Origin of the sequence: Gordonia aurantiaca, assembly GCF_039939235.1 — a bacterium.
Classification (GTDB): domain Bacteria; phylum Actinomycetota; class Actinomycetes; order Mycobacteriales; family Mycobacteriaceae; genus Gordonia.
In genome coordinates this window covers 83,923-110,617 of record NZ_JBDUUF010000006.1, presented here as the reverse complement: position 1 = coordinate 110,617, position 26,695 = coordinate 83,923, and the positions used below count along the sequence as shown (strand labels likewise).

The following is a 26,695-nucleotide window of genomic DNA, read 5'->3' as shown; positions in this document are numbered from 1 at the left end:
CTACAGCTCGGTGAGCGCCGAGCGCAGGCCGCTGGCACGCTGCACCCGGCGGTTGACCGCCGCGGCGAGCACCTCGGGGGTCCCGATGATCCGGACATGGCTCTTGGCACGCGTGATCGCGGTGTAGAGGAGCTCCCGGGTCAGCAGCTCCGAGCCGGCCGGCGGGAGCACGACGGTCACCCGGTCGAACTGGCTGCCCTGACTGCGATGGATGGTCATCGCGTGCACCGACACCACGTCGGCGAGCTGGGTGGGGTGCAGCAGCCGGATGTGGCCGCCCCGCCGGAATGCGACCCGCACCGCGTCGGTACCCGTGGTCTGCGCGGTCCCGGTGGTCTGGGAGGCCTCGGGGTCGGCGATGACCACGCCGGTGTCGCCGTTGAAGGTGCCGGTCTGGGTGTCGTTGGCGGTCACCAGGATCGGTTGTCCCACGTACCAACCCAGATGTTCGGCCTCCGTGGTGCCGAGCCAGTCGGTGATCCGAGTCGTCCACCCGCGGACACCCCAGGCGCCCTCGCGGTGGGCGCAGAGCACCCGGTGGCTGTCGAGGGCGTCGAGGGCCGCCTCCGCGTCGGCGCGCCGCGCCGCCGTGCGCAGTGCCCGCCCCCACGCGAGGATCCCCTCGGTGACCGTGTCGAGGTCGTCGGGTGCGACGAGTTCGACGTCATCGACGTCCGCCGCGGTGACCAGGTCGAGGACGGTGTCCGGGTCGCCGGCGTTTACGGCCGCGGCGACCTTCGAGATGCCACCGCCGAACCGGAACTGCCGCCGGAGAGTGATGACGCCGTCGGCCATGCGCGCCAGGTCCTCCGCATCGATGCCCTCGGCCTCGACTCCCTTGACGTCGGTTCCCCTGAGGTCGGCTCCATCGGCGCCGACCTCCTCGGGCACCCGGCCGGTGTCCGGGTCCAATCCCACGGCGGAGAACGCCTGCGCGAGCGCCGCCGGGGGCCTGCCGTCGGCGGCTTCGGGCAGGTCTGCGCGCTCGACCAGGTCGGCGAGCACCGCACCCGCCTCCACCGAGGCGAGCTGGTGCGGGTCGCCGACGAAGACGAGCCGCGCGTCGGGCCGCACCGCCTCGAGTAGCCGGCTCATCGCGGTCATCGACAGCATCGAGGTCTCGTCCACGACGATGACGTCGTGCGGGAGGGTGCGGCCACGCCCATGCCGCGGGTTCGATCCCGGCCGCCAGCCCAGCAGGGAGTGCAGCGTGACGGCGTGCGCGGTGACCGGCAGGGTCGCCTCCGACTCGACCGAGGCCTGCAGCTGCGCGGCGGCACGGCCGGTGGGCGCGCACAGGCCGATCCTCAGACCCGGTCCCTGGAGTCGGTCGAGGACGGCGAGGATACGGGCGACGGTATAGGTCTTGCCGGTACCCGGACCGCCGGCGAGGACGGTCGTCCAGCGAGTGGCGGCAACGGCGGCGGCGAGCTTCTGCCGCATCCCGTCGGCGGGCGAGGAGTAGACCGCGGCGATGGCCTCTGCGAGGGCGTCGGCGTCCACGGCGGGCGCAGACCTCGCGCGCCGTTCGAGGATCTCGCGGATGGTCTGTTCCTGCCGGAAGTACTTCTGCAGGTACACGAGTGGGCCGTCGGCAGAATCCCGCACGACCAGCGGCCTCAGTGGTCCGGCGGCGCTGCCGGTGACAAGCGGGCTGGCGGCGAGTGCGTCGAGGATCTCCTGCGCGGGCGGCAGGCTCAGGTCCGGCGTCTCACCGTCGACACGCTCGTCGGCGGCACCCTCGGCCGCGACGAGTTCGCCGAGGCGGTCGAGTGCCAGGCAGGTCGAGCCGAGCCGGACGGCACGGACCGCGAGAGCGGCGCCGAGTCTTGCCTTTTCACTCACCGGCTCGCCGCACATCCGGATCAGCCGGTCGGTGATGTGGACGTCCGCGGCGGCGAGCACGCCGGCGGCGTTGAGGTCCGCGAGGAGTCCGGTGGCGGTGTCGACGAGCTGGACGTCGGGCAGACTCATCGCGCACCTCCGGTTCGGGCCGGGCTCGTCGTGTCCGCCCCGGCGAGCGCGTCGGACAGCTCCACGACGAGTCCCGGCGGGAGATCCCACTGGAAGACACCGCATCCGGCCGGGGTGTCGGGTCCGGCCATGCCGCGCACGAAGTGATACTGCACCGGCCCCAGGTGCCGGGCGGGATCGTAATCCGGTATCCGCCAACGCAGATACCGGTGCAGCGCAACCGAATACAGCATCGCCTGCAACGGATAGTGGGCGGCGATCATCTCACCGGCCATCGCCTCGGCGTCGAAGTCCTCCACGACGAGGTCGCCGGGCCGGATGCGGTTGGTCTTGTAGTCGACGATCACATACCGGCCGTCCGGGATCCGCAGCACGGAATCGATGCTGCCGGTGAGGAATCCGCGCAGCCTCCGGCCGGGGACGGCGCGGAGGTGCTCGGCATAGGGCCGCAACGGATCCCCCGGCGGGAGGTGCTGTTCCATCAGGTCGGCGAGATGTCCCAGCGTGGTGCCGATGCGGCCGTGTGACGCGGCGGCACCGGCCGGCCCGAGCGGCAACTCGAAGTCGAGCTCGGCGAGCCGGTCACCCGGCGCGATGCTCCACAGGTCTCCGAAACCCAGCGGGGTGGTGAGCACACCGACCAGCGCCGCGACGAGCTGCTCGGGATCGATGTCGCCGGCGAGACCGCCGAGCGCCCTCGAACAGAGTTCCCGGACGTGCTCGACGATGTCGGTAGCGGAGGTGTCGACGTATTCGAGGACCTCGTGCACGAGGGTGCCGAAGGCGGCGCCGAACGGCATGCCGTTCATCAGCGACGGCGTACCGGGACGCGCTGCACCGGAACCGATCTCATCGTCGAGCGAGTCGTCGGGCACGGTGATCGGTTCGTCGTCGAGGAGGACGGCCGCCTCGTCGTCGGGTTCGCTGCCGGTGCCGACGATCGGCTGGGCCGGTCCGCCCGGGGCCCCGTGCGCTCCATGGGCGACGTCGGCGGTGAGCGCCGAGTACGAGGTCCTCCGCCAGTCCTGGTCGATGCGGCGTTCGAAACCGGCGACGTCCAGGGCGTCGGGGTCGATCCCCGGGTCTACCGGCGGCGCAACGGCGTCGGTGGCGTGTCGTCCGGCGGGTTCGATGGAGATCGCCGGATCACGTTCGGCGAGCGAGCGCAGTACGGAGACGCACTCGGAATCGGCTTCGGGGATCGGCACCTCGGAGGCGACCGTCCACTCCCCCATCATGCCGGGCTGCCGCCGGGCCTCCTCACCACCGAAGACCAACCGGTGCAGCGGCCCGGTGGGTGTGTTGACCGACGGCGCCCACCAGGCCACCACCTGTGACTGGGCGCGGGTCAACGCGACGTACAGCAGGCGGAGGTCCTCATTGGCGACCTCGGCGGCGTAGCGACGCCGGCGTTCTTGGCGTCCCGGGGCCCCGAGGCCACCCACATCGAGTCGGCGGGTCCCCTTCTCGTCGTGGTACGTCAGGTTGCCGCGGTCGCCGATCCAGGTGCCGTCCCACCCGAAGGGCACGTAGACGATCGGGAATTGGAGCCCCTTGCTCGCGTGCACGGTCATGATCTGGACGGCCCGGGTGTCACGGTCGAGTCGGCGACTCTGGTCCTCGTACCGCTGCCGGGACGAGGTGTCGGTGACGCGTTCGGTCAGCCATTCGACCACGGCGCTGAGCCCCTCGCCGCTCTCCACGACGTGCTTGTTGCACAGCGCCGACACCTGGATGAGGTCGGTGAGGGTGCGTTCGCCGTTCTCCACCGCGAGGACGCGCGCGGCCACCCGATGGCCGTCGAAGAGTCGCTGAGCCATCGCCGCGAAACCCGCCTCCGTGAAAACCCTTGCCAGCGAGGCAAGCTCGGCGGCCAGCTCGGCGACCTCGGATTCGGAGGCGGTCGCGACCCGTTCGGCGGACCAACCGAAAAGGGTGGTCATCGCGGCCAACCGCACACGATCGGAGCGGGACGGCTGTTCGAGGGCGCGCAACACCCACAGCCAGTGGCGGGCCGCGGCCGTGGTGAAGACGTTCACGCCGGAACCGATGACGGAGTTGATGCCGCGGTCGGCGAGTTCGCGCTGCAACGGTTCGATGGTGCTGTTCTGCCGGACGAGCACGGCGATGTCGCCGGGGTCCACGGGACGGGTTCTGCCACCGTCGTCGATCCGCGTCCCGCGCGCGAGCGTGGCAGCGACGTCGTCTGCGACGTCGGCGATGATGCGCGACCGGACATCACCGACCGAGGGCAGGTTGTACGAGTTGAGCGCTGTGAAGTCCGTGCGCAGGAAAGCACGTATCCGCAGCGGCGGGCACCCTTCCTCGAGCCGGCTGCCCTCGAACGCCGCGCGTACCGGTCGGGCGACGATGTCGGGGTGGCCCAGGGTGGCGTCGCCGTAGATCTGTCCGAGAGCGTCGACCAGGGCGCCGTCGGAGCGCCGGTTCACGTCGAGGGCCTTGAGGGTGTCGGCCGACGACACCGCGGACAGGTAGCTGAGCACCTCGGCGCCGCGGAAGCCGTAGATCGACTGCTTGGGGTCGCCGACGAGGATCATGCGGCGGTGGCCGTGGAAGCAGCGACGCAGGATCTCCCACTGCAGCGGGTCGGTGTCCTGGAACTCGTCCACGAGAACGACCGAGAAGGTGTCCCGGATCCGTTTGCAGGCACGCTCCCCTACCACGTCGTCGGTGACGATGCGGTGCAGGATCGCCTGCAGGTCGTCGTAGGTGCGCACACGGGCGTCGCGCTTGCGGTTCTCGACGTGCTGTCGCACCGCGCGGGCGAAGCTGACCCGTCGTGCCGCGATCGGGTCCTCGGCGAGCTCGGCGTCGGTGGGCGCCAGGTCGACCGAGGCCTGGCGCACCGCGTCACGAGCGATGTCCCGGGCGTCGGAGAAACTGAATTCCGGGGCGTCGCTGGCCCAGAAGCCGCGCAGGTACAGGTCGAGGGCGACCTCCTCGGTGAGCTCGTCGACCTCCTCGACGATGGAGTGGACGAGTTCGCGTTCCCCGAGGAAACCGAGCGCCTCGAGCATCCGGTTGCAGAACGTGTGGGTGGTCGCGATGGTCGACGCGTCGAAGTCGCTCAGTGCCCGGGCCAGGTGACGTCGACGTGCGTCAACCTCTTCCGGCACGCCGCTCGCCAGTTCGCGCAGCAGGAGGTCCTCGGTCCGCTCCGCGGTGGCCAGGGCGCCGGCCGGATCGGTGAGGGTCTCGAGCAGCTCACGCACCCGGGACCGCATGCGTTCGCGCAGCTCGGCGGTGGCCGCACGACTGAACGTGACCAGCAGCATCTCCGAGATGGGCACGCCGGCGGCCAGATGGCGGGCGGCGAGGCCGACGATCGCGTAGGTCTTGCCGGTGCCTGCGGACGCCTCCAGCACGGTGGTGTGTTCGGGCAGGTCCGCGGTGATGTCGAAGGGTTCGGGCTGTCTCACGTGGTCTCCCGGTGCTCTGCGACGGGCGCCCAGACCGCGCGGGCCAGTCCGGCGAACAGCGAATCCCCTTCGGTGAGGGCGAGTTCCACGCCGCCGAGGGTGCGGTCGGCGGGTGGTGTCACCGCGAGGACATCGTCGAATCCGACCTCGGCGCGTACGTCTCCGCCGAACGCGAGCCTGACGTAGGGACTCGTCGCCGGACCGAACCGGTCCTCGAACGCGCGGCGTGCGCTGGTCAGGGCCCACTGGGCACGACGGCCCGGGCCGTCGTGGTCGACGAAGGCGAGCGCGGGTTCGAGTGGCAGCGGCAATGGCCGGCGCAGGCCCTCGTCGCGCAGTCGCACGAGGTCGTAGAGCAGCGCATGTGCGTCGTCGGGGCGGCGGAACGTCACCGTCGAGGTGCCGCTGCCCTTCGGTGCGCGTCCGACGAACACGCCGCTGCCGACGCGCTGCGCCGCGGCGTTGCCCTGGTCGGCCGCGGCGGCGACGGCGAGCAACGTGATCCAGAGTGTCAGTTGCTGTTTCGCCTTCAGTTTGGAATAGGTGGCGCGCACGATGCGGGCGCGGTCGTCGTCGCCGGTGAACACGTCGCCGATGGTGCCGTGGACGCGGCGCCCGTCTGGTAGGGCGACGAGGACGTCGAGGGTCTGCGGCGCCCCCGGGCGCAGCGGCGCGACCACGCCGTGGAGACGGGTCACCGCCGACGAGATCGCCTGTAGCTCGCGGGTGCCGAAGGCGAAGGGCGGCAACGTGCCCCGGCGCAGCTCGGCGGCCTCGCAGTCGGCGAGCGGGACGCCGGACAACATCCGGGTGAGGAAGCGGTCGCCGATCCCCCACTTGTCGAGGGGCTCGAGTTCGACATCGAGTTGGTCGTCGTGGGGCGTCTCGTCGTCCGGGATGCGGGCGCCGAGCCGCTGGCGGACGAAACCGGTGATCGGGTCGACGTGGAACTCGATCAGCGTCGACAGGTCGATGTCGGAGTCCTCGAGAGTCGTCTCCGGCCCGGGCAGCTCCCGTCGTGCGACCGGGACGATCGCCTCGACCCGTCCGCGCAGCGCCTTCGCGCCGTCGAGCAGGGAGGCGTCGTGGCTGAAGGGGCCGGGGATGCCGGGCACACCGCCGTCGACGAAGTTGCGGGCGTCGAAGCCGTGCAGGGTGTGCCGGCGCACGATCGAGTCGTCACCGGCGCCGGTGAGACCGTCGAGGGTGTCGATGAGTTCACTGACCACCACCGCAGGCGGGATGGGCCGGCCCGACACCGGGTCGGCGCCGCTGTAGAAGACGAGCAGCGCCTCGCGCGCCGCGTTGATCGCGTCGAGGAAGCACTGGCGGTCCTCGTCGCGCGGATTGCGCTCGCCGACGAGCGGGTCGACGCCGAGGATGTCGTCGCCGTCCATGCGCTGCACGCGCGGGAACACCTCCGCGTCGATCCCGAGCAACACGATGACGCGATGCGGCACCGACCGCATCGGCACCATGGTGCACACCGTGAGTTCCCCGGTGCGGAAGTTGGAGCGGGTGGGCCGACCGGCGACCAGCGCAGACAGCAGGTCCCGGACATCGGCGAGCCGGAGTGTCTCGTCGGTGTCGGCGAAGGCGTCCTCGAGCATCCGGATCGCCTGTGCGCGTTGCCAGTCCTCGGTGGGTGCGGTGGCCGTCAGCGAGCCGACCGCCCCGACCAGTGTCTGCGCCCAGTGCCGGGAGGGCGCGGGGGCGCCGAGCGCGCGGAGGATGCGGCCGAGTCGGTCGAGGAATTCGTCGAGGCGCCCGACCAGGTCGATGCCGGTGCTCTCGACGCCGGCGAGCGGCAATGCGGCACCGAGCCATTCGTCGTCGGTCTCCTCGGCGACGACACCGAGGGCGATACGGTCGAGGCCGGCGTCGAAGGTGCCGTGCCGGAACCGTTCGAGGCCGAAGCGCTTGCGTTCGGCGGTGCCGAGGCCCCAGCGGACGTTGCTGTGGATCAGCCATTCCCGGACGAGGTCGAGGTCGTCGTCGGTGAACGCGAACCGGGCACGGACCGGCGGGGCCGCGAGCAGGTCGAGGACGTCGCCGGCGGTGACGCGTCCGGCGGCGAGTTCGACGACCGCGACGATGGTGTCGATGATCGGGTTGACGTGACGCAGCCCGCGGTCGGCGAGGCGGACCCGCAGATCGAACGCGGGATGGGGCAATCCGGTCTGCCCGAACGCGCCGCGGATGAGGGGGGCGAAGGTCTCCACGTCCGGGCACATGACGAGCACGTCGCGGGGTTCGAGCGTCGGGTCGGCGGCGAACAGGTGCAGCAGGCGGTCGCGGAGCACCTCGACCTGCCGTTCCGGACCATGACACGCGTGGACCTCGACCGAGCCGTCGTCGGTGACGTCGCCCGCGCCCACCCGGACGGCGTCGTCACGGATGCCCGCCTGCAACGCGCCGAGCAGGGTGTCGGTGCGGGGAGGCCCCGCCGGTTCGTGATGGAGGTCGGCGTCGACGATGCCGTCGAGCCGCAGCTGCAGTTCCTGCAGGTCACGGGAGAGTCCGGCCAGCAGCGGGTTGTTCAGCTCGGGCACCGGCCGCGCGCGCCTGCGCGGCGGAACCCCGACGCCGGGCGCGGCGGTGTCGAGGGCACGCAGGTGGTCCCAGAGCCTCGGACTCGGATGCGGGACGAACAGGTGTACGTCGTGGTGGACGGCGACCGCGGCGATGATGTTTCGGAACGACTCGGTGATCCGAGTGGGACCGAAAACCGACAGGCGCTCGGGCAGGTCGGCGGCCTGCGGGTCGGCGCGGAGCCGGTCGCACACCTCGTCGAGCAGTTCGGCCGGGTGCGGGCGCCCGATCTCGGCGCGGACCGCGCGCCAGAAATCGGCCTGCCAGGCGAGGTCCTCGCGCAGCGGTGCGCCGGCGCCGTCGAGATCGTCGCCGGACGCCCATCCGGCGATCATCGAGGGCCGGGACCGGCCATACCGCTCGAAGAGTTCGGCGAGATGGTGGGCGGTCGCGTAGCGGCGCCCGATGTTCGGGGACGACTCGTCGCCGAAGCCGACGTGCCGGGCGATGACGGTCAGCTCCGGATCGTCGATGCGCTCGTCGAGCACCCGGAGCACCGGCCACACGAGTTCCGCGGCGCGCCAGGGATTCTCGATAGACAGAGGAGTGCCGGTGACGAGCCGGTTTCCCTCGAGCACGGCATCGGCGACGGCGTCGGCCAGCCGGGCGGGGCCGGTGAAGTCGATGTTCGCCGCGATGCCGTCGGCCCCGCCGGGACCGGCGCCGAGCCGGCACGCGAGGTGCTGGGCGATCCATCGTTCGACACCCGCGGCGGGCACCGAGACGATCTCGGTTCGCATCGGGTCGCGCAGCGGGGTGGACAGGACCTCGGCGAGCGCGTCGGCGAGGGTGTCGGTCCGTTCCGCTCGGTGAAGGATCAGCATCCGTGGGTCTCGGGATTCGGGGGTCTCGGGATTCGGGGGCCTCGGGATTCGGGGGTTCGGGATTCGGGGGCCTCGGGAATCGGGGTGTCGGGCGCCCTGACGAGCGGGCCGCCGACCGGGATCAGCTCGCGGTGTTCGCGCGACGGCCGCCGAACTCGATCGGCCGGCCGAGGCTACGGGTCAAGACCTCGCGCAGCTTGTCCTGGATCGGCGCGGGCCGCCCGGCCGCGGGGTCGACGACGACCATCGTGGTCTCTGCGGACGCACAGTGCACGCCCTCCTTGTCGAACAGGCGCAGGGCCATCGTGAACGACGAGTTGCCGACCCGGCCGATGCAGGACTTCACGATCACGGGATGCGTCGAGTAGTGGACGGGCGCATGGAACTCGATGTCCTGCCGGACCACGAGGAACGAGAAATCGCGCGGTCCGTCCGAGATCCAGGTGTGGAACGAGCGGACGCGTGCCTCCTCGAAGAGGCGTGCGATCTGCACGTTGTTGATGTGGTTGTTGATGTCCATGTCGCCCCACCGCAGATGGACGGGGATCTCGAGGACGTAGTCGGCTGTCGCGGAGTCAGATGCCACGAGGCAACCTTATCGGCGGGACACGCGCATGGTGAACAACGGTGCACACCGCGCCGAGACCGTAGACTCGCGGCGGGGGAACCGCAGGACCATACGCCGTGCACCGGACCGGGAGGACACAGGACCGGGAGGACACAGGACCGGGAGGGCACGGCGGCCGCAGTGAGGGGACTCGGGTGAACATCGACACCGCACGGGCACGGCTGCGCCCGGTGTCCGCGCACGACATCGACGACCTCGTCCATCTCGACAGCGATCCCGAGGTCATGCGATACGTCAGCGGCGGGACGCCGACGCCGCGCGCCGTGATCGAGGAATGGATGGTCCCGCGCGCCGAGGCCGAACGACGACGCCACGGCACCGGCACGTGGGTACTGTGCGATCCGGCCACGGGCGCGTTCCTCGGCTGGACGTCGTTGCGGACCCCGCGGCACAGCAACCGGGCCGAACTCGAACTGAGCTACCGCCTGCGTCGAACGGTGTGGGGCCGGGGCCTGGCGACCGAGGCCGCGTTCGCCCTCATCGCCTTCGCGTTCGACCATCTGAAGACCGAGCGCGTCTTCGCCAGCACGCTCGCCAGCAACCTGCCGTCGCGGCGTGTCATGGAGAAGGTCGGCATGTCGCTCACCGGCATCCATCTCTGCGACGAGTCCGACGCGCCCGGGCACGGTAGGAATTCGGCTCCCCCCGCCTACGACCCCGATCGCTACGAGGTGGAGTACGAGATCTTGCAGACCGAGTGGCGACAGCGTTCTCTTCGCTGGTCATCGCACCGCGACCTGTCCGCGTGAACCGGCATTCCGCCCGTTCGGGGGTTCCCCGACCTGCCCGGCGACCCGGAATACGCGACTCTGGCCGCGCCCGGCGCGCAGTCATTGACTACCGTTGTGGGCATGCACGGTTTCTCGTCGGCTCGCACGACGATCTGAACGGCCTCCCGCGGTCCGATCAGACCACCATCAGCCCCCGCGGCACCGACGACGAACCGTCCACCATCGAGCGAGAAGGAGATGTCTGGAGATGAGCAGCCCCGCCGCCCAGGCCCCCGCACCTGCGGGCAACGACCGCAGGAAAGTGGTCATCATCGGCTCCGGCTTCGGCGGATTGTTCGCCGCCCAGCGTCTGGCCAAGGCCGACGTCGACGTGACGTTGATCGCCAAGACCACGCACCATCTCTTCCAGCCGATGCTCTACCAGGTCGCGACCGGCATCGTCGCCGAGGGTGAGATCGCCCCGGCCACCCGCGTCGTCCTGCGCAAGCAGAAGAACACTCAGGTGCTCTTGGGGAACGTCTTCGACATCGACCTCCAGGCGAAGACCGTCACCTCACGATTCCTCGAGCGCATCACGGTCACCCCGTACGACGACCTGATCGTCGCGGCCGGCGCCGACCAGTCGTACTTCGGCAACGACCACTTCGCCGAGTACGCGCCCGGCATGAAGACCATCGACCACGCCCTCGAACTGCGCGGCCGCATCCTCGGGGCCTTCGAGCAGGCCGAGCTCTCGCATGATCCGGCCGAGCGCGCCAAGCTGCTGACCTTCGTCGTCGTCGGCGCCGGTCCGACCGGTGTCGAGCTCGCCGGCCAGATCGCCGAGATGAGCGACAAGACCCTCAAGGGCGCGTTCCGCAACATCGACCCCACCGAGGCCCGCGTCATCCTCCTCGACGCGGCGCCGTCCGTGCTGCCGCCGTTCGGCCCGAAGCTCGGCAAGAAGGCCGCCGACCGCCTGGAGAAGCTGGGCGTCGAGATCCAGCTCAACGCGATGGTGATCGACGTCGACTACGACGGCCTCGTGGTCAAGGAGAAGGACGGCACCACCCGCCGCATCGAGTCGCAGTGCAAGGTGTGGTCGGCAGGTGTCCAGGCCAGCCCGCTGGGCAAGTTGCTGGCCGACCAGTCCGGCGCCGAGCTCGACCGCGCCGGCCGCGTCAAGGTGCTGCCCGACCTGACCATCCCGGGCCACCCGGAGGTCTTCGTGGTCGGCGACATGATGGCCGTTGACGGTGTCCCGGGTGTCGCGCAGGGCGCGATCCAGGGTGGCCGTTACGCCGCGGACGCGATCAAGGCGTCGATGAAGGGCCAGACCCCCGAGCAGCGCAAGCCGTTCAGCTACTTCGACAAGGGCTCGATGGCGACCATCTCGCGCTACTCCGCGGTGATGCAGGTCCCGATCCCGGGCACCAAGAAGAAGTTCGAGACCGAGGGCTACTTCGCGTGGCTCGGTTGGCTCGCGCTGCACCTCGTGTACCTGGTCGGCTTCCGCAACCGCCTGAACACGCTGATCAACTGGTTCTTCGCGTTCACCACCCGCGGCCGCTCGCAGCTCGCGGTCACCGAACAGCAGGTCTACGCGCGCACCGCGCTGTCGGCACTGGAGAAGCAGAACGCCGAGATCGAGGAAGCAGCCAAGCAGCGGGCGAAGTCCGGTGCCGCCGCCGAGTCCGATCCGGGGACCGTGGCGTCGAGCGAGACTGACGCCACCGGCTCGGTGCCGACCGAGGGCGAGAACTCCAAGGAGAAAGAGCCCGAGGCCAGCTGACCGGCCGGCCCCACGACTTCCGCAACCCTGGTTCCCCGTCCGGAACCAGGGCTGCGGTGTCAGTTGGGGGCGAGTGCGGCGGTGTCCAGGGCATCGGTCAGGCGCCGGGTCGCGGTCACCGACCGGCCGAGGGCACTGGTCAGCGTCGCTTCCCCGCTGAGGCGGAGGCGCGCCGCGAACGCGGTGGGATGCACGTCCTCGCCACGGTCGTCGGGGTAGCGGAAGACACTGCTCATCGCCCGATGACCCGTCGCGGCGGCCGGCGTCGAGGCCCCGAGCGCGACCCGGTGCGCGAGCATGATCTCTCCCCCGACCTCGACGCGCAGGCCTCCGGTCCACCGGCCGGCGCGGTCGCGTTCGTCCCGTACCGGGTCGTCGGCGCTCGACGCCCGCCCGATCTGGACATGCTCGTGCAGATCCAGGGCTGCGCCCGGGTGCAGGCCGACGACCAGATCCGAGGTGTGGACGGCGCCGCCGGCGACGATCGTCGGCTGCGGTTCCACCCTCAGCCGTCCACCCGCGCCGACCTCGAGCTCCCAGCGTGCCCGGGAGTCGGCGCGGTCGTGCGCCGGCAGCGCGATGGTGGCTGCGACGCTGCCCACGTCGAGGTACGCGCCCGGCTCGACGCACACCCGGACGACGATCTCGTCACCGCCGAGCGGGGTCGCCGCGGTGCCGACGAGCTGGACCGCACCCGGTGAGGTGACCCGGACGGCGAGACCGCCGGTTGCGCTGTGCCGCACCCCGCGGTCGGCGGTCGCGACGATCTCGACGTGGGTGCGCACCGGTCAACCGGCCGTCACGGGTGCGGCGAGCTGCTCACGCACCCACTTCAGCACGTCGGTCGCGGCCGGGTCCTCGGTCAGCGAGATCATCGCCGTCGGCCGGCCCTCGCGGACCTTCTCCGCGTCGCGCCTCATCACCTCGAGGTCGGCGCCCACGCGCTCGGCGAGATCGGTCTTGTTGATCACCAGCAGGTCCGAGAAGGTGACGCCGGGACCACCCTTGCGGGGAACCTTGTCACCGCCGGCGACGTCGATCACGAAGATCTGCACATCGATGAGACCGGTCGAGAAGGTCGCGGTGAGGTTGTCGCCGCCGGACTCGACGAGGATCAGGTCCAGTGGCGGGTTCGCCTCGATGAGGTCGTCGATGGCGTCGAGGTTGGCGGTGATGTCGTCGCGGATCGCGGTGTGCGGGCAGCCGCCGGTCTGGACGGCGGTGATCCGCTCGTCCGGGAGAACCGCGTTGCGGCGCAGGAAGTCCGCGTCCTCGGTGGTGTAGATGTCGTTGGTCAGGACCGCGACCGACAGTTCGTCGCGGAGCTGGCGGCAGAGTGCGGCGACCAGCGCGGTCTTCCCGGAACCGACGGGGCCGCCGACTCCGATCCGCAGCGGCTCCCCCGGTTCACGCTTGCGACGGGGCCGGTCGTGGTCGTGGGTGTGGGGCTGCCCGTCGATGAGATGCGGGGGCATCGGTGACTCCTCTCGGTCGGGGCTTGCTCGGCCTCGGGTGTTGCTCGGCTTCGGGTGTTGCTCGGCCGGGTCCCGGTCAGGGGTTCACGATCAGGACATGAACAACGGCATCGGTTGGCGCTCATGACGTTCGGCGAGAACGTCGAGCACCGGATCGGACAGGTCCGCGAGTCCGACGGCCGCCTCGGCGGCGACGCGTTCACACTCGGCGCCGAGATCGGCGATCATGATCGACACGTCGGCCGGGTCGAGCGCGAGAAGGCGCTGGCCCGCGGTCGCCGAACCGCTCATGGTCGTGTACACGAGGACCAGTGCGGTGTGGAATCCCGACAACGACGACGCGGCGCCGATGGACCCGCTGATCACCGGCAGGTGGGTGGTCGGACGGTGTGGCGACCAGTCGTGGTCGGGGAACATCCGGCGCGCGAGGCGGACCATCCCCCTCCCCTGCGCCAGCGACGCCTTTCGCGCGGCCGCCGACGGGGTGCGGGCGTCGGTCTCCCGTTGAGCCGCCGCGACGTCGAGCTTGCCGTCGGCCACCGCCGCGGCGATCGACGCCGCCACCAGTCCGCTCGTCGTCACGCGGCGGTACAGGAAGTCCGCGAGATCGCCCGCGGTGCGGACGAATCCGTCGGCGATCGCCTGTTCGACACCGCCCGAGTGGACATGTCCGCCCACCGGCAACCGCGAGTCGGCCAACGAGAGCATCATCGCGAGCGGTGCATATCCGGGCGAGGACGGTGTCGCCGGCATCGGGTTCCCGGACATCAGAACAGGAAGTAGCGCTGTGCCATCGGGAGCTCGGAGACGGGTTCGGCCTCCCACACCTCACCGTCGACCCTCACCGCGAACGTGTCCGGATCCACCTCGATGGTCGGACAGGCGTCGTTGTTGACCATGTCCGCCTTGCCGACCCCGCGCGTGTTCTTCACCGGGACCAACCGGCGGTCGACACCGATGCGCCCGGCCAGGTCGGGGTCCGCACCGGGCGCCACGAAGCCGACCGAGGTGGCGGCCGCGAGCTTCGGTGCCGCACCGAACATCGGGCGCGGCAGCACCGGCTGCGGGGTCGGGATCGACGCGTTCGCGTCACCCATCGCCGCCCAGGCGATGGCGCCGCCCTTGATGACGAGCTCCGGCCGGACGCCGAAGAATTTCGGATCCCATACGACCAGATCGGCGAGCTTGCCGACCTCGACCGAGCCGATCTCGTCGTCGAAGCCGTGGGCGACGGCCGGACAGATCGTGTACTTCGCGACATACCGCCGGGCGCGGTTGTTGTCGGCACGGCCGTCCCCGGGCAGCGAACCGCGCTTGCGCTTCATCACATGCGCGGTCTGCCAGGTGCGCAGCACGACCTCGCCGACCCGGCCCATCGCCTGCGAGTCCGAGCCGATCATCGAGATCGCGCCGAGGTCGTGCAGCAGGTCCTCGGCGGCGATCGTCGAGGGTCGGATCCGGCTCTCCGCGAACGCGAGATCCTCGGGCACCGTCGGGTTCAGGTGATGGCACACCATCAGCATGTCGAGGTGCTCGTCGAGGGTGTTCACGGTGTGCGGACGCGTCGGATTCGTCGACGACGGAAGCACATTGGGGTACGTGGCGACCGTGATGATGTCGGGCGCGTGTCCGCCGCCGGCGCCTTCGGTGTGATACGCGTGGATACCACGCCCGGCGATCGCGCCGAGCGTCGACTCGACGAAGCCGGCCTCGTTGAGCGTGTCGGAATGCAGGGCGACCTGGACCCCCGTCTCGTCGGCGACCCTCAGGCATGCGTCGATCGCCGCCGGGGTGCTGCCCCAGTCCTCGTGGAGCTTGAAACCGGAAGCGCCGGCACGGATCTGCTCGTGCATCGCCTCGGCGCTGACGGTGTTGCCCTTGCCGAGCAGGGCGATGTTCATCGGCCAGTGATCGGTCGCGGCCAGGATCGACGACAGGTGCCACGCGCCGGGCGTGACCGTGGTCGCCTTGCTGCCCTCCGCCGGGCCGGTGCCGCCGCCGATGAGCGTGGTGATGCCGTTGCCGAGCGCCTCGTCCATGATCTGCGGACAGATGAAGTGGACGTGGCAGTCGATGGCCCCGGCGGTGACGATCTTGCCGTTGCCCGCGATGATCTCGGTCGACGGCCCGATGACGAGGTCGGGATGGACGCCGTCCATCGTGTCGGGGTTGCCGGCCTTGCCCAGCGCCACGATGCGTCCGTCGCGAATACCCAGGTCCGCCTTGATGATTCCCCAGTGGTCGAGGACGATAACGCCGGTGATGACGGTGTCCGGGGCGCCGTCGGCACGGGTTGCGCGACTCTGCCCCATCGACTCGCGTATCACCTTGCCGCCGCCGAAGACGGCCTCCTCGCCCGCGCGGCCGGGGCCACCCGACAGGTCGTCGGTCACCTCGATCAGCAGGTCGGTGTCCGCGAGGCGCACCAGGTCACCGGTCGTCGGACCGAAGAGCTGCGCGTACCGGTCACGTCCGAGGATCGCCATCATGCCCTCCCGTCGTCGGGGTCGGTCACCGGCCCGAGCGCGCCCGGCGGATCCAACGAGATCCCGTGCACCTCACGGGATCCCCCGAGCGGGACGAGGGTGACGGTCATCTCGATTCCCGGCTCGAACCGCACCGCGGTCCCGGCCGGGATGTCCAGGCGCCGGCCACGCGCGAGTCCACGGTCGAACTCGAGCGCGGCGTTCGCCTGGGGAAAGTGGACGTGGCTGCCCACTTGCACCGGCCGGTCACCGGAGTTGACCACGGTCACCTGCACGGTGTCGGCGCCGGCGTTCAGCTCGATGGTGCCGTCCGCGGCGATCACCTCGCCGGGGACGACTGCGGACCGTGTCCCGGTGGATGGCGTACCCGACATCTCGGCCTCTCTCGGTTGCGTAAACGACTGGGGCGTGCGGTTCTACGAGATCGGGTCGTGCACGGTCACCAGCTTGGTGCCGTCCGGGAAGGTCGCCTCGACCTGGACGTCGTGCAACATCTCCGGCACACCGTCCATGACGTCCTCGCGGCGCAGCACCTCGCGCCCCGAGGTCATGAGTTCGGCGACCGACCGGCCGTCACGGGCGCCCTCGAGGACATGGTCGGTGATGATCGCGACCGCCTCCGGATGGTTGAGCCTGAGTCCGCGGGCCTGCCTTCGTCGCGCGAGTTCGGCCGCGTACGAGATCAACAGCCGTTCCTGTTCATGCGGCGACAATCGCACCGAGATCGCTCCTCGCAGTTCGCCGACCGTGGTCGTGCTCGTGTTCGTGACAGCGTCGACACATCTCGACACGGGGACATCCTGCCACGCACGACGGCACTCGGCGCGCCGACACGAATCCGGCGGACCGGATGACCCCGGGACGTGCCGATCAGCTCCCGACGGCGAGACCGCCGCCGCTCGACCGCAACTCGTCGAGCCACTCAGCGGTGACAAGCGGGGCGACCGCGGTGACCTCGCCGTGGGTGAAGGCGCCCGCGTGCACACCGCGCCGGATGACGAGGGCGAGCGACATCGCGGTGGCGGGTTCGTCCATGACGTCCGAGCCGGTGCGTTCGGCGTAGGCCTGCAGCCGCTTCGCCGCGACCGGCATGGCGGACCGGTAGAACCCCGCGACCGCGAGCCAGCGCGTCACCAGATGGCCGGGATGCATGTCCCAGCCCTGGTAGAAGCCGCGTTCGAGGGAGCGCACGACCAGGCCGTGGTGGCGCCGCACGGCGGCCTCGACGACATCCGGTGTGCCGACCGGGACCACCTGGGTGGAGCCGTCGCTGACCCAGACCCCGGTCTGGGCCGCCGCCACCTGCATGACGGCCTTGGCGTGATCGGCGACCGGATGGGCCAGTGACTGCTGCGCGGACACGATGCCGCAGGCCGCGCTGTAGTCGTAGGTGCCGTAGTGCAGCGCGCGCACGCGGGGCCGGCCGCGGTGGATGGCCTCGGCGACGGTCGCGCGGCCGTCGGCGCCGAGCACCGCCTGCGGGATCTCCACCTGCAGCTCGTAGCCGAGCGCACCCTCCGGGAGCCCGTGGACACGTTCGAATTCCGCGCAGATCAGGTTGACCGCGTCCACTTGTCGGGCGTCGCGCAGCTTCGGGACGGTGAAGACGAATCCGTCGGGCACACCGCCCGCGGCGTCGAGGACCAGTTCGAGCGTGCGCAGCCCGCGGCGTCGTTCGCCGGCGCCGAGACCCTTGGCGCGCACCCCGGCGAGGCGGGGCGCATGCGGGCGCATCGAGGTCCACGCGGCGAGCACCTCGCCCGCGTGCCGGGCGTGTGCGTCCTCGACCGCGTCGTCGCGCCGGCCGTACCCGTCCTCGAGATCGATGCGCAGATCCTCGATCGGGTTGTTCTCCAGGCGCGTGCGCGCGACCTCCGCGGCCTCTGCGCCGGCGAGGTCGACGAGGACCGGACGGACGTCGTCGGCGAGCGCGAGCGCACGACTCCCCCAGTCACGCGGTGTCTCGACGTCCACGTCGGCGGCGCTGACGTAGACGGTGTGCACCGGCTGCGGCTCGGGTCGGTCGCCCGGGAACCCTGCGGCCAGGTCGGCGTCGACAGCGGTGAGGATCTCCTCGATTCGGGAACTGGTCTCGCGATCCACCGGCGCTCGCTACGCCTCGAGGTTCTGGAGGCGGACCTGCGTCTTGGCGAGCAACCGGCCGTCCTGGTCGACCATGTCGACGGCCCACAGCTGCTGACGGCGTCCCCGGTGGATCGGGGTGGAGGTGGCGGTGACCGTGCCGGACGAGACCGAGCGCAGGAAGTCGGTGTTGTTGTTGACGCCGACCGCGTGACCGCCGATCCCCGTCTCGTGCAGCCAGAGGAAGCCGCTCATGCTCGCGACGCTCTCGCCGATCGCGCAGTACACACCGCCGTGGACGATGCCGAACGGCTGATGGTGCTTCTCGGTGATCTCCATCTTCGCGACGATCCGGTCGGGACCGGCCTCGACGACCTCGAGTCCGAGCACGCCGTCGAGCCCCTTGCCGACGGAGCCCTGGATGATTTCGTCCGCACTGTTCGCAGTCATGGCGTCAACATTCGCACGAGCGGGCCGGGCTCCGCGAGAACGACCCGCGGACGCCCGGACAGAGAGTGCGCGACAGATCAGTGAACCGGGGGGAACACTGCCGCGCCTCCGGTCGTTGAGTGTTCACAAACCGGAGAAACCGGAAGGCCCCGCACCTCGTGGAGATGCGGGACCTTCCGCGGCGTGGACCGGGGGTCTCTGCAGCCCTCAGGACTCTCGCACGGTCCGACGTGACACTTAATGTAGGCTAGCCTTACCAACGTGTCAAGGCCAGGGCGAAACGACACGTGAACGGCGAAAACGTCCGAGCCGAACCACAATGGAGTGGAGCGCAGCGGGCCGGCGGACACACAGAGGAAGGCACAGCGGTAAAATGCGAAAGATGAATGGGCTCGGCGACCTCGAACGCGCGGTGATGGACACGTTGTGGGCCAGCTCGGAGCCGCAGACCGTCCGGCAGGTACATGCCGCGCTGTCGCGCGACCGGTCGCTGGCGTACACCACGGTGATGACCGTGCTGCAGCGCCTGGCGAAGAAGAACCTGGTCACCCAGATCCGGGACGACCGGGCACACAAATACGTCCCGACCCACCCCCGTGAGGACCTGGTGGCGAGCCTGATGGTCGACGCCCTCGCCGAGGCCGACGCCCCCGGATCGCGGCATGCCGCTCTCGTCTCGTTCGTCGGACGGGTCGGCGAGGACGAGGCCGCCGCTCTCCGCCACGCACTCGATGAGCTCGAAGCCGCACGAGGAACACGCGAGAAGAGTTAGATTCGCGGCACGCCCCCACACAGCCCACCCTGAGGAAGTCACCGGATGACCGCCCTGCTCTTCGGCATCGTCAGCCTGGTGCTCGCAGGTCCCGTCCCCGAGGCACTGTCCCGGGCCCGGTGGCCGATGCGAGCCCCACGCGCGGCGATGACCCTGTGGCAGGCCATCGCACTCGCCGCCGTGTTGTCGGCGTTCAGCTGTGGCCTCGCGATCGCGGCGAATCTCCTCGTCATCGGCCCGGACGGGCGGCCCTCCACGAATCCGCTGCACGAGATCGACCGGCTCGGCCTCCCCTTGTGGCTGGTCTGCGTTGCCGTCTTCGTCTTGACGCTGCTGATCGGCGCCCGCCTCTTCTTCACGACCATCCGCGTGGGCATGCGCACCCGCGCCCGCCGCAAGGCCCATCGCCAGCTGATCGACATCCTCGACCGCTGCAACCGCACCGACGCCGACGACCCGCTGTACGCACGTGACGTCCGGATGATCGACGTCGAGCAGCCACTCGCGTATTGCCTTCCCGGACTACGGCAGCGCGTCGTCGTCAGCGAAGGCGTCGTCCACCGACTCACCCGCGACGAACTCGTCGCGGTCATCGCTCATGAGCGCGCACATCTGCGTGCCCGCCACGACCTCGTCCTCGAGGCCTTCATCGCGCTGCACGAGGCGTTCCCGCGCTTCGTCCGCTCGCAGTCGGCGCTGGGCGCCGCGGAACTGCTGGTGGAGGCACTCGCCGACGACCAGGCCGTCCGCAAGACCGCGCCCACCACGCTCGGACGCGCCCTCGTCGCCTGTGCCGACGCGGTCGCCCCGCGCGGCGCCATGGCCGTCGGCGGACCGACCACTCTCACGCGTGTCCACCGGCTGCGCGACGACCGGCCGGCCCGCTGGATCGCGGTCGGCGCCTACACAGCGGCCGCGGCCATCCTGGTCCTGCCGACCCTGGCGGTGGCGATCCCCTGGCTCACCGAGCTCAACCGGCTGATGTCGGCGTTCTAGTTCCCCGGTCGCGGCCCGACGTGCATATCGGCGTGAACCCGCACCGGAGAGTCACATCGGGTGAGGCAGATCGCCGTCAGGGGTCGCTAGGCAATAGGCTGTCCGCATGAACAACGTCGAGGCATCGTCATCGTCCGGTAAAGCGCAGATCGGTGTGACCGGTCTGGCCGTCATGGGTTCGAACATCGCGCGCAATTTCGCCCGCCACGGGTACACCGTCGCGCTGCACAACCGCAGCATCGCCAAGACCGACGCCCTCATCGCCAACCACGGCGACGAGGGCAACTTCATCCGCACCGAGACCGTCGAGGAGTTCGTCGCCGCGCTCGAGCGTCCGCGCCGGGTGCTCATCATGGTGAAGGCCGGCGAGGCGACCGACGCGGTGATCAACGAGCTCGCCGACGCGATGGAGCCCGGCGACATCATCATCGACGGCGGCAACGCCCTCTACACCGACACCATCCGCCGTGAGGCCGCGATGTCGGCCCGCGGACTGAACTTCGTCGGCGCCGGCATCTCCGGCGGCGAGGAGGGCGCACTCAACGGACCGTCGATCATGCCCGGCGGCCCGGCCGAGTCGTACAAGTCACTCGGGCCGATGCTCGAGTCGATCGCCGCGCAGGTCGACGGCGAGCCCTGCTGCACCCACATCGGCCCCGACGGCAGCGGACACTTCGTCAAGATGGTCCACAACGGCATCGAGTACGCCGACATGCAGCTCATCGGCGAGGCCTACGACCTCATGCGCAAGGCCCTCGACATGCCGGTCGCCGAGATCGCCGACGTCTTCCGCGAGTGGAACAAGACCGAACTCGAGAGCTACCTGATCGAGATCACCGCCGAGGTGCTCAGTCAGGTCGACGCCGAGACGGGAAAGCCGCTCGTCGACGTGATCGTCGACGCCGCCGGACAGAAGGGCACCGGCCGCTGGACCGTGAAGTCCGCCCTGGACCTGGGCATCCCGACCACCGGCATCGCCGAGGCCGTTTTCGCCCGCGCCCTGTCGAGCTCGACCGACCAGCGCGTCGCAGCCCGCGGCCTCAAGCCGGGCAACCTCGGCGACGCCCCCGCCGACAGGGCCCAGTTCATCGAGGACATCAAGTCCGCGCTCTACGCATCCAAGGTCGTCGCCTACGCCCAGGGCTTCGATCAGATCGCCGCCGGCAGCGCCGAGTACGGCTGGAACGTCGACCGCGGCAAGCTCGCCACCATCTGGCGCGGCGGCTGCATCATCCGCGCCCAGTTCCTCAACCGCATCCGCGAGGCCTACCAGGAGAACCCCGAGCTGCCCAGCCTGCTGCTGGCGCCCTACTTCCGCGACGCGGTCGAGGTCGGCATCGACAGCTGGCGTCGTGTGGTCTCCACCGCCACCCTGCTCGGCATCCCGGTGCCGGCGTTCGCCTCCTCGCTGTCCTACTACGACGGCCTGCGCGCCGAGCGTCTGCCCGCCGCGCTCACGCAGGGTCTGCGCGACTTCTTCGGCGCCCACACCTACCAGCGCGTGGACAAGGAGGGCACCTTCCACACGCTGTGGAGCGGAGACCGCTCCGAGGTCACCGAATAACAAGGTCCCCGAACAACGAGGTCACCGAACCAGGAGCCAGCGAGCAACCGGTGCGATTCATCGAAGGCCATCGGCCGACCCACGATCTGACCTACGACGATGTGTTCATCGTCCCGGGGAGATCCGATGTCACCTCGCGCTTCGACGTCGACCTGTCGACGTCGGACGGCACGGGATGCACCATCCCGATCGTCGTCGCGAACATGACCGCGGTCGCCGGTAAGCGCATGGCCGAGACGGTCGCCCGCCGCGGCGGACTCGTGGTCCTCCCCCAGGACCTGCCCATCGAGGCAGCCGCGGCGTCGATCGCCTACGTGAAATCGCGTCACCTCGTGGCCGACACGCCGGTCACGCTGAGTCCGTCCGACTCGGTGACCGACGCGGTCGCACTCATCCCCAAGCGCGCCCACGGACTGGCCGTCGTCGTCGAGGACGGCCGTCCCGTGGGTGTCGTCACCGAGAAGCGGTGTCGCGACATCGACCGGTTCGCCCGTGTCCGGGAGGTGCTCGACCCCGACATCGTCACGATGCCCGTCGACACACCGCCGCGCGAGGTCTTCGACGCGCTCGGCGACCTCCATCTCGGGCTCGCGATCCTCGTCGACGACGACGGGAGACTCGCCGGGGTCCTGACCCGACTCGGCGCGCTGCGGCACTCGATCTACCAACCGAACGTCGACGCGTCGGGCCGGCTGCGCATCGCCGCGGCGGTCGGCATCAACGGCGACGTGGTCGGCAAGGCGCGGGCGCTGGTGGCAGCCGGCGCCGACGTACTGGTCGTCGACACCGCGCACGGACACCAGGAGAAGATGCTCTCGGTGTTGAGAACGGTCGCCGACGCCGACCTCGGTGTGCCGATCGCGGCCGGCAACGTGGTGTCCGCGGAGGGCACCCTCGACCTCATCGCGGCGGGCGCGTCGATCGTCAAGGTCGGCGTGGGTCCGGGCGCGATGTGCACGACCCGCATGATGACCGGCGTCGGCCGCCCGCAGTTCTCCGCGGTCGCCGAATGCGCCGGCGTCGCGGCGAGCCACGGGGCATCGGTCTGGGCCGACGGCGGGATCCGGCATCCCCGCGACGTCGCGCTGGCCATCGCGGCCGGTGCGTCGAACGTGATGATCGGGTCGTGGTTCGCCGGGACGCACGAGTCGCCGGGCGACCTCCTCGAAGACGAGGTCGGGCCGTACAAGGTGAGCTTCGGTATGGCGTCGAAACGCGCGGTGGCCGCGCGCTCGAGCGGTGACAGCGCCTACGACCGCGCCCGTAAGGCCCTGTTCGAGGAGGGCATCTCATCTTCGCGTATCCGGCTCGACCCCGACCGCCCCGGCGTCGAGGACCTGATCGACCACATCTGTTCCGGAATCCGCAGCACCGCGACCTACACCGGTGCGCGCAACCTGCGAGAGCTGCACGACAAGGTGGTTCTCGGGGTCCAGTCGCCCGCCGGTTTCGCCGAAGGGCGTCCCCTGCCGGGCGGGTGGTGACGTGGAGGTCCTGCTTCTCGTCGTCAGCCTTGTCGGATTCATCGCCCTGACCCTCGGCACGGCCTTGTTCGTGGCGGCGGAGTTCTCCCTGACCGCGCTGGAACGCTCCACGATCAATGCCGATGTCGCCGCCCGCGGCGACCGGCGGTCGCGCCTGGTCCAACGCGCGCATTCGACGTTGTCGTTCCAGCTGTCCGGCGCCCAGCTGGGCATCACGATCACCACCCTGATCACCGGCTATATCGCCGAACCCGTGCTGGCCCGCATCCTCAGGCCGCCGATGACCGCGCTCGGCGTCAGCGAATCCGTCGCCGCGGGAACGTCTCTCGCGCTCGCGCTGATCATCGCGACCTCGTTGTCGATGGTGCTCGGCGAGCTCATCCCGAAAAACCTCGCGATCTCCAAGGCCCTGGCGGTCGCCCGCGCGACGGCCGGGCCGATGACGATGTTCTCGGCCGTGTTCCGCTGGGCCATCAACGGACTCAACGGGACCGCCAACTGGATCGTGCGCCGTTTCGGCATCGAACCCACCGACGAACTCGCCTCGGCCCGCTCCCCGCAGGAGCTGGTCTCCCTCGTTCGCAACTCGGCGCGCCGGGGCGCGATGGACGAGCAGACCGCGGCGCTGGTCGACCGCTCCCTGCGATTCGGCGAACTCACCGCCGAGGACCTCATGACCCCGCGCGTCACCATCGACACACTCGACCGCGGCGACACCGTCCGCGACCTCGTGATCGCGTCGTCGCGCACCGGCCACTCGCGGTTCCCGGTGGTCGTCGACGGCGACCTCGACGACCTCGTCGGCGTGGTCCACATCAAGCAGGCCTTCACGATCCCGCCCGAACAGCAGGCGACCACACCGGTGACGTCCATCGCGCGGGCCGTGCCGCGCGTGCCGGCGAGCCTCGACGGTGACGCCCTCATGGAACGCATCCGCGCCGACGGCATGGAACTGTGCGTCGTCATCGACGAGTACGGCGGAACGGCGGGCATCGTCACCACCGAGGACCTGATCGAGGAGATCCTCGGCGACGTCACCGACGAACACGACGACGAGCGTGCCGATGTCGCAGTCGAGGGCAACGGCTACGTCTGCTCGGGTCTGCTGCGCATCGACGAGCTCTACGCCGCCACCGGCTACCACGCCCCGGACGGGCCGTACGACACGCTCGGCGGACTGATCATGTATTGCCTCGGACGCGTCCCCGAGGTCGACGACGTGGTGGATCTCCCGCACCGCTCCCCCGTCGGCGACGGCCGCGAGGACGGCGACGACTCCCCCGAGACGCCCGACACGGGCCCGGAGATCACGTGGCGTGCCACCGTGACACATATGGACGGCCGGCGCGTCGACGTCGTCGCGTTGCGTCCCGCGCCTGCGGACGGCCCCCGACTCCCGGAGGCCGTCGATGGGTGATCTCTGGGCGGTTGTGCTGGCGGTCGTGCTCCTCGCGGGCAACGCCTTCTTCGTCGGCGCCGAGTTCTCGCTGATCTCGGCGCGCCGCGACCGGCTCGAGGCACTCGCCGAGAGCGGGAAGAAGCGTGCCCGCACGGTCATCCGGGCCGGTGAGCACCTGTCGTTGATGCTGGCGGGCGCGCAACTGGGCATCACGATCTGTTCGATCCTGCTGGGTCGCGTCGGCGAGCCGGCGGTCGCGCATCTCATCGAGAAACCGCTCGACCTGCTGCACGTGCCGCACTCCCTACTGCACCCGATCTCGTTCACGGTGGCGCTCTCCCTGGTCGTGGTGCTGCACATCCTGCTCGGCGAGATGGTGCCGAAGAACATCGCGCTCGCCGGCCCCGAGTCGGCGGCGATGCTGCTGGTCCCGATCCACCTGGCCTTCATCCGCCTGGTCCGACCGCTGATCGCGTTCTACAACTGGACCGCCAACATCTCGCTGCGCCTCATGCGCGTGGAGCCGAAGGACGAGCTGGAGTCGACGGTGTCGCTCGGCGAGCTCGCCCAGATGCTTGGTGAGTCCAAGCAGGAGGGCCTCATCGACGCCGAGGAGCACGAGCGTCTGACCCGAGCGCTGCGATCGGTGGGCCGCAGGGTCACCGAGGTGATGATCCCGCTCGAGGCGATGCGCAGCGTCAAGGTCCAGGTGTCGCCGACCGGCGCCGTCGGCCCGACCCTCGGCGCGGTCGAGAAGGCGGTGAGCGAGACCGGTTTCTCGCGGTTCCCCGTCCGCGGCACCGACGGCACCTTCACCGGCTACCTGCATCTGAAGGACGTGCTCGACGAGATCCTCGACGAGCACATCGGACCGGACACCATCATCGGCGCCGACAAGATCCGGCCGCTGCCGGTCATCGCGTCGGACGCCCCGCTCGACGAGGCGACCACGATCCTGCGGCGGACCAGTTCACACCTCGGCGCCGTCGTCGACGAGACCGGTCGTACCATCGGCATCGTCGCCCTGGCCGACCTCGTCGAGGAGTTCGTCGGCAACGTACGCGACGAGACCCACCGGGTGTGAGTGCCGTGACAGTTCGACTCGAATCGCAGACCGTGTTGAGCGGGACCGAATGGCGGGCGCGTCGGGATGCGCACCGCCGCCGCGTCGACGCCCTGATCGGCCCCTACCTCGCGGCCCGTCGTCGCGGGCTCAAGCACCCGGTCATCGACTTCCTCTTCACCTACTACTCGTCGCGCCCGTCGCACGTCCTGCGCTGGCATCCCGGTTTCGGGATCACGCTCGCCGACGCCGACGAGTATCTCTCGCTGCGCGGCTACGAACGGACCGACGACGCCGTGTCGGGGGTGCGCGTCGGCGAGGAGTATGTCCGGCGCCGCACCGACACCCTGGAATCGACCGTGGCACTGCTGCGCGCCACCGCCTCGCGGCCGGCGCGCCTGGGCTGCTTCGGGCTGCACGAGTGGGCGATGGTCTACCGCGCCGACGAGACCCGCCACGACATCCCGCTGCGCCTCGGAGCGGACGGAACCGACCGCGTCGTCGAGTCGATGCCGTTGCGCTGCACACACTTCGACGCGTTCCGCTTCTTCACCGAGCCGGCCCGGCCGCGCAACGAGAACCAGCTGACCCGCTCCACCCAGATCGACCACGAGCAGCCGGGATGCCTGCATGCGACGATGGACCTCTACCGGTACTGCTTCGGGCTCGCGCCCCTGCTGCCGGCCGGGCTCACCGTCGATTGTTTCGAAGTCGCACTACGGGCCCGTGATCTCGACATGCGGGCCAGCCCGTACGATCTACGACATCTCGGATACGACCCGGTCCCGGTGGAGACCCCGGCCGGACGGGCGGAATACGTGCGCGAGCAGTCGGCCATCGCCGAACAGGGCTCACGGCTGCGCGCCGAGGTTCTCAGACGCTGCGAAGAGCTGCTGGAGATCGTGTCGCAACGGTGATCCGATGTGCATGGTCGCCCACTCTTACCGGCAAGTAACATAGACGA

The 26,695-nt window shown here is 70.2% G+C and carries 21 protein-coding genes; 9 read left to right on the top strand and 12 right to left on the bottom strand.

Annotation, left to right across the window (positions count from 1 at the left end):
• The 4 genes from recD to ABFT43_RS13265 all read right to left on the bottom strand — a co-directional run bounded on the left by recD (position 1) and on the right by ABFT43_RS13265 (position 9,416).
• A complete protein-coding gene (gene recD, locus ABFT43_RS13280) occupies positions 1-1,974 on the bottom strand; it encodes an exodeoxyribonuclease V subunit alpha (RefSeq protein WP_347960831.1) in 1,974 nt (657 codons plus the stop codon).
• A complete protein-coding gene (locus tag ABFT43_RS13275; RefSeq protein ID WP_347960830.1) occupies positions 1,971-5,414 on the bottom strand; it encodes a UvrD-helicase domain-containing protein in 3,444 nt (1,147 codons plus the stop codon). Before ABFT43_RS13275 ends, recD begins: the two co-directional genes overlap by 4 nt.
• The gene (gene recC, locus ABFT43_RS13270) at positions 5,411-8,830 is read right to left on the bottom strand and encodes an exodeoxyribonuclease V subunit gamma (RefSeq protein ID WP_347960829.1); all 3,420 of its coding nucleotides are present in this window, start codon (positions 8,828-8,830) and stop codon (positions 5,411-5,413) included. The genes ABFT43_RS13275 and recC overlap by 4 nt, the downstream gene beginning before the upstream one ends.
• 121 nt (positions 8,831-8,951) lie before the next feature.
• A complete protein-coding gene (locus ABFT43_RS13265; RefSeq protein WP_347960828.1) occupies positions 8,952-9,416 on the bottom strand; it encodes an acyl-CoA thioesterase in 465 nt (154 codons plus the stop codon).
• Between the two features lie 176 nt (positions 9,417-9,592).
• Here ABFT43_RS13265 and ABFT43_RS13260 point away from each other — a divergent pair, with 176 nt between their 5' ends.
• A complete protein-coding gene (locus ABFT43_RS13260; RefSeq protein ID WP_347960827.1) occupies positions 9,593-10,207 on the top strand; it encodes a GNAT family N-acetyltransferase in 615 nt (204 codons plus the stop codon).
• A 229-nt stretch (positions 10,208-10,436) separates the two neighbouring features.
• A complete protein-coding gene (locus ABFT43_RS13255) occupies positions 10,437-11,960 on the top strand; it encodes an NAD(P)/FAD-dependent oxidoreductase (protein WP_347960826.1) in 1,524 nt (507 codons plus the stop codon).
• A gap of 59 nt (positions 11,961-12,019) precedes the next feature.
• On the opposite strand, the gene ABFT43_RS13250 is transcribed toward ABFT43_RS13255, so the two are convergent.
• The 8 genes from ABFT43_RS13250 to ABFT43_RS13215 form a co-directional block, all read right to left on the bottom strand.
• A complete protein-coding gene (locus ABFT43_RS13250) occupies positions 12,020-12,745 on the bottom strand; it encodes an urease accessory protein UreD (RefSeq protein ID WP_347960825.1) in 726 nt (241 codons plus the stop codon).
• 3 nt (positions 12,746-12,748) lie between these two features.
• Positions 12,749-13,435, bottom strand: a complete 687-nt coding sequence (gene ureG, locus ABFT43_RS13245; RefSeq protein ID WP_347960824.1) for an urease accessory protein UreG — start codon at positions 13,433-13,435, stop codon at positions 12,749-12,751.
• A gap of 90 nt (positions 13,436-13,525) precedes the next feature.
• On the bottom strand, positions 13,526-14,203 hold the full coding sequence (locus ABFT43_RS13240; RefSeq protein ID WP_347960823.1) for an urease accessory protein UreF: 678 nt from the start codon (positions 14,201-14,203) through the stop codon (positions 13,526-13,528).
• Entirely contained in the window at positions 14,203-15,921 is a 1,719-nt protein-coding gene (locus ABFT43_RS13235) for an urease subunit alpha (protein ID WP_347961010.1), read from the bottom strand. Before ABFT43_RS13235 ends, ABFT43_RS13240 begins: the two co-directional genes overlap by 1 nt.
• On the bottom strand, positions 15,921-16,295 hold the full coding sequence (locus tag ABFT43_RS13230; RefSeq protein WP_347960822.1) for an urease subunit beta: 375 nt from the start codon (positions 16,293-16,295) through the stop codon (positions 15,921-15,923). The genes ABFT43_RS13235 and ABFT43_RS13230 overlap by 1 nt, the downstream gene beginning before the upstream one ends.
• 42 nt (positions 16,296-16,337) lie before the next feature.
• Positions 16,338-16,640, bottom strand: a complete 303-nt coding sequence (locus ABFT43_RS13225; protein WP_347960821.1) for an urease subunit gamma — start codon at positions 16,638-16,640, stop codon at positions 16,338-16,340.
• A gap of 151 nt (positions 16,641-16,791) precedes the next feature.
• Complete coding sequence (locus tag ABFT43_RS13220) at positions 16,792-18,024, bottom strand: DUF6986 family protein (RefSeq protein ID WP_347960820.1); 1,233 nt, start codon at positions 18,022-18,024, stop codon at positions 16,792-16,794.
• 9 nt (positions 18,025-18,033) lie between these two features.
• Positions 18,034-18,453 carry a PaaI family thioesterase gene (locus ABFT43_RS13215; RefSeq protein WP_347960819.1) on the bottom strand — a complete coding sequence of 140 codons (420 nt, stop codon included), beginning with the start codon at positions 18,451-18,453 and terminating at the stop codon, positions 18,034-18,036.
• 373 nt (positions 18,454-18,826) lie between these two features.
• Here ABFT43_RS13215 and ABFT43_RS13210 point away from each other — a divergent pair, with 373 nt between their 5' ends.
• The 7 genes from ABFT43_RS13210 (at position 18,827) to ABFT43_RS13180 (ending at position 26,648) form a co-directional block, all read left to right on the top strand.
• Positions 18,827-19,225, top strand: coding sequence for a BlaI/MecI/CopY family transcriptional regulator (locus ABFT43_RS13210; RefSeq protein ID WP_347960818.1), 399 nt, complete (start codon positions 18,827-18,829; stop codon positions 19,223-19,225).
• 45 nt (positions 19,226-19,270) lie between these two features.
• Positions 19,271-20,221 (top strand): M56 family metallopeptidase, encoded by a 951-nt coding sequence (locus ABFT43_RS13205; RefSeq protein WP_347960817.1) that lies wholly within the window; start codon positions 19,271-19,273, stop codon positions 20,219-20,221.
• Between the two features lie 106 nt (positions 20,222-20,327).
• The gene (gndA, locus tag ABFT43_RS13200; protein WP_347960816.1) at positions 20,328-21,785 is read left to right on the top strand and encodes an NADP-dependent phosphogluconate dehydrogenase; all 1,458 of its coding nucleotides are present in this window, start codon (positions 20,328-20,330) and stop codon (positions 21,783-21,785) included.
• Between the two features lie 50 nt (positions 21,786-21,835).
• Complete coding sequence (gene guaB1, locus ABFT43_RS13195) at positions 21,836-23,269, top strand: GMP reductase (protein WP_347960815.1); 1,434 nt, start codon at positions 21,836-21,838, stop codon at positions 23,267-23,269.
• Position 23,270: 1 nt separating this feature from the next.
• Entirely contained in the window at positions 23,271-24,686 is a 1,416-nt protein-coding gene (locus ABFT43_RS13190; RefSeq protein ID WP_347960814.1) for a hemolysin family protein, read from the top strand.
• Positions 24,679-25,752: a hemolysin family protein gene (locus tag ABFT43_RS13185; protein ID WP_347960813.1), complete on the top strand. Its 1,074-nt coding sequence runs from the start codon at positions 24,679-24,681 to the stop codon at positions 25,750-25,752. The genes ABFT43_RS13190 and ABFT43_RS13185 overlap by 8 nt, the downstream gene beginning before the upstream one ends.
• Positions 25,749-26,648, top strand: coding sequence for a 3-methyladenine DNA glycosylase (locus tag ABFT43_RS13180; RefSeq protein ID WP_347960812.1), 900 nt, complete (start codon positions 25,749-25,751; stop codon positions 26,646-26,648). Before ABFT43_RS13185 ends, ABFT43_RS13180 begins: the two co-directional genes overlap by 4 nt.
• Positions 26,649-26,695: the final 47 nt, after the last annotated feature.

Bases quoted from the DNA above. Each gene is read 5' to 3' on its own strand.
- recD (WP_347960831.1), bottom strand. From the start codon at position 1,974: ATGAGTCTGCCCGACGTCCAGCTCGTCGACACCGCCACCGGACTCCTC.
- recC (WP_347960829.1), bottom strand. From the start codon at position 8,830: ATGCTGATCCTTCACCGAGCGGAACGGACCGACACCCTCGCCGACGCG.
- ABFT43_RS13255 (WP_347960826.1), top strand. From the start codon at position 10,437: ATGAGCAGCCCCGCCGCCCAGGCCCCCGCACCTGCGGGCAACGACCGC.
- ureG (WP_347960824.1), bottom strand. From the start codon at position 13,435: ATGCCCCCGCATCTCATCGACGGGCAGCCCCACACCCACGACCACGAC.
- ABFT43_RS13240 (WP_347960823.1), bottom strand. From the start codon at position 14,203: ATGTCCGGGAACCCGATGCCGGCGACACCGTCCTCGCCCGGATATGCA.
- ABFT43_RS13235 (WP_347961010.1), bottom strand. From the start codon at position 15,921: ATGGCGATCCTCGGACGTGACCGGTACGCGCAGCTCTTCGGTCCGACG.
- ABFT43_RS13230 (WP_347960822.1), bottom strand. From the start codon at position 16,295: ATGTCGGGTACGCCATCCACCGGGACACGGTCCGCAGTCGTCCCCGGC.
- ABFT43_RS13215 (WP_347960819.1), bottom strand. From the start codon at position 18,453: ATGACTGCGAACAGTGCGGACGAAATCATCCAGGGCTCCGTCGGCAAG.
- ABFT43_RS13210 (WP_347960818.1), top strand. From the start codon at position 18,827: ATGCGAAAGATGAATGGGCTCGGCGACCTCGAACGCGCGGTGATGGAC.
- ABFT43_RS13205 (WP_347960817.1), top strand. From the start codon at position 19,271: ATGACCGCCCTGCTCTTCGGCATCGTCAGCCTGGTGCTCGCAGGTCCC.
- gndA (WP_347960816.1), top strand. From the start codon at position 20,328: ATGAACAACGTCGAGGCATCGTCATCGTCCGGTAAAGCGCAGATCGGT.
- ABFT43_RS13185 (WP_347960813.1), top strand. From the start codon at position 24,679: ATGGGTGATCTCTGGGCGGTTGTGCTGGCGGTCGTGCTCCTCGCGGGC.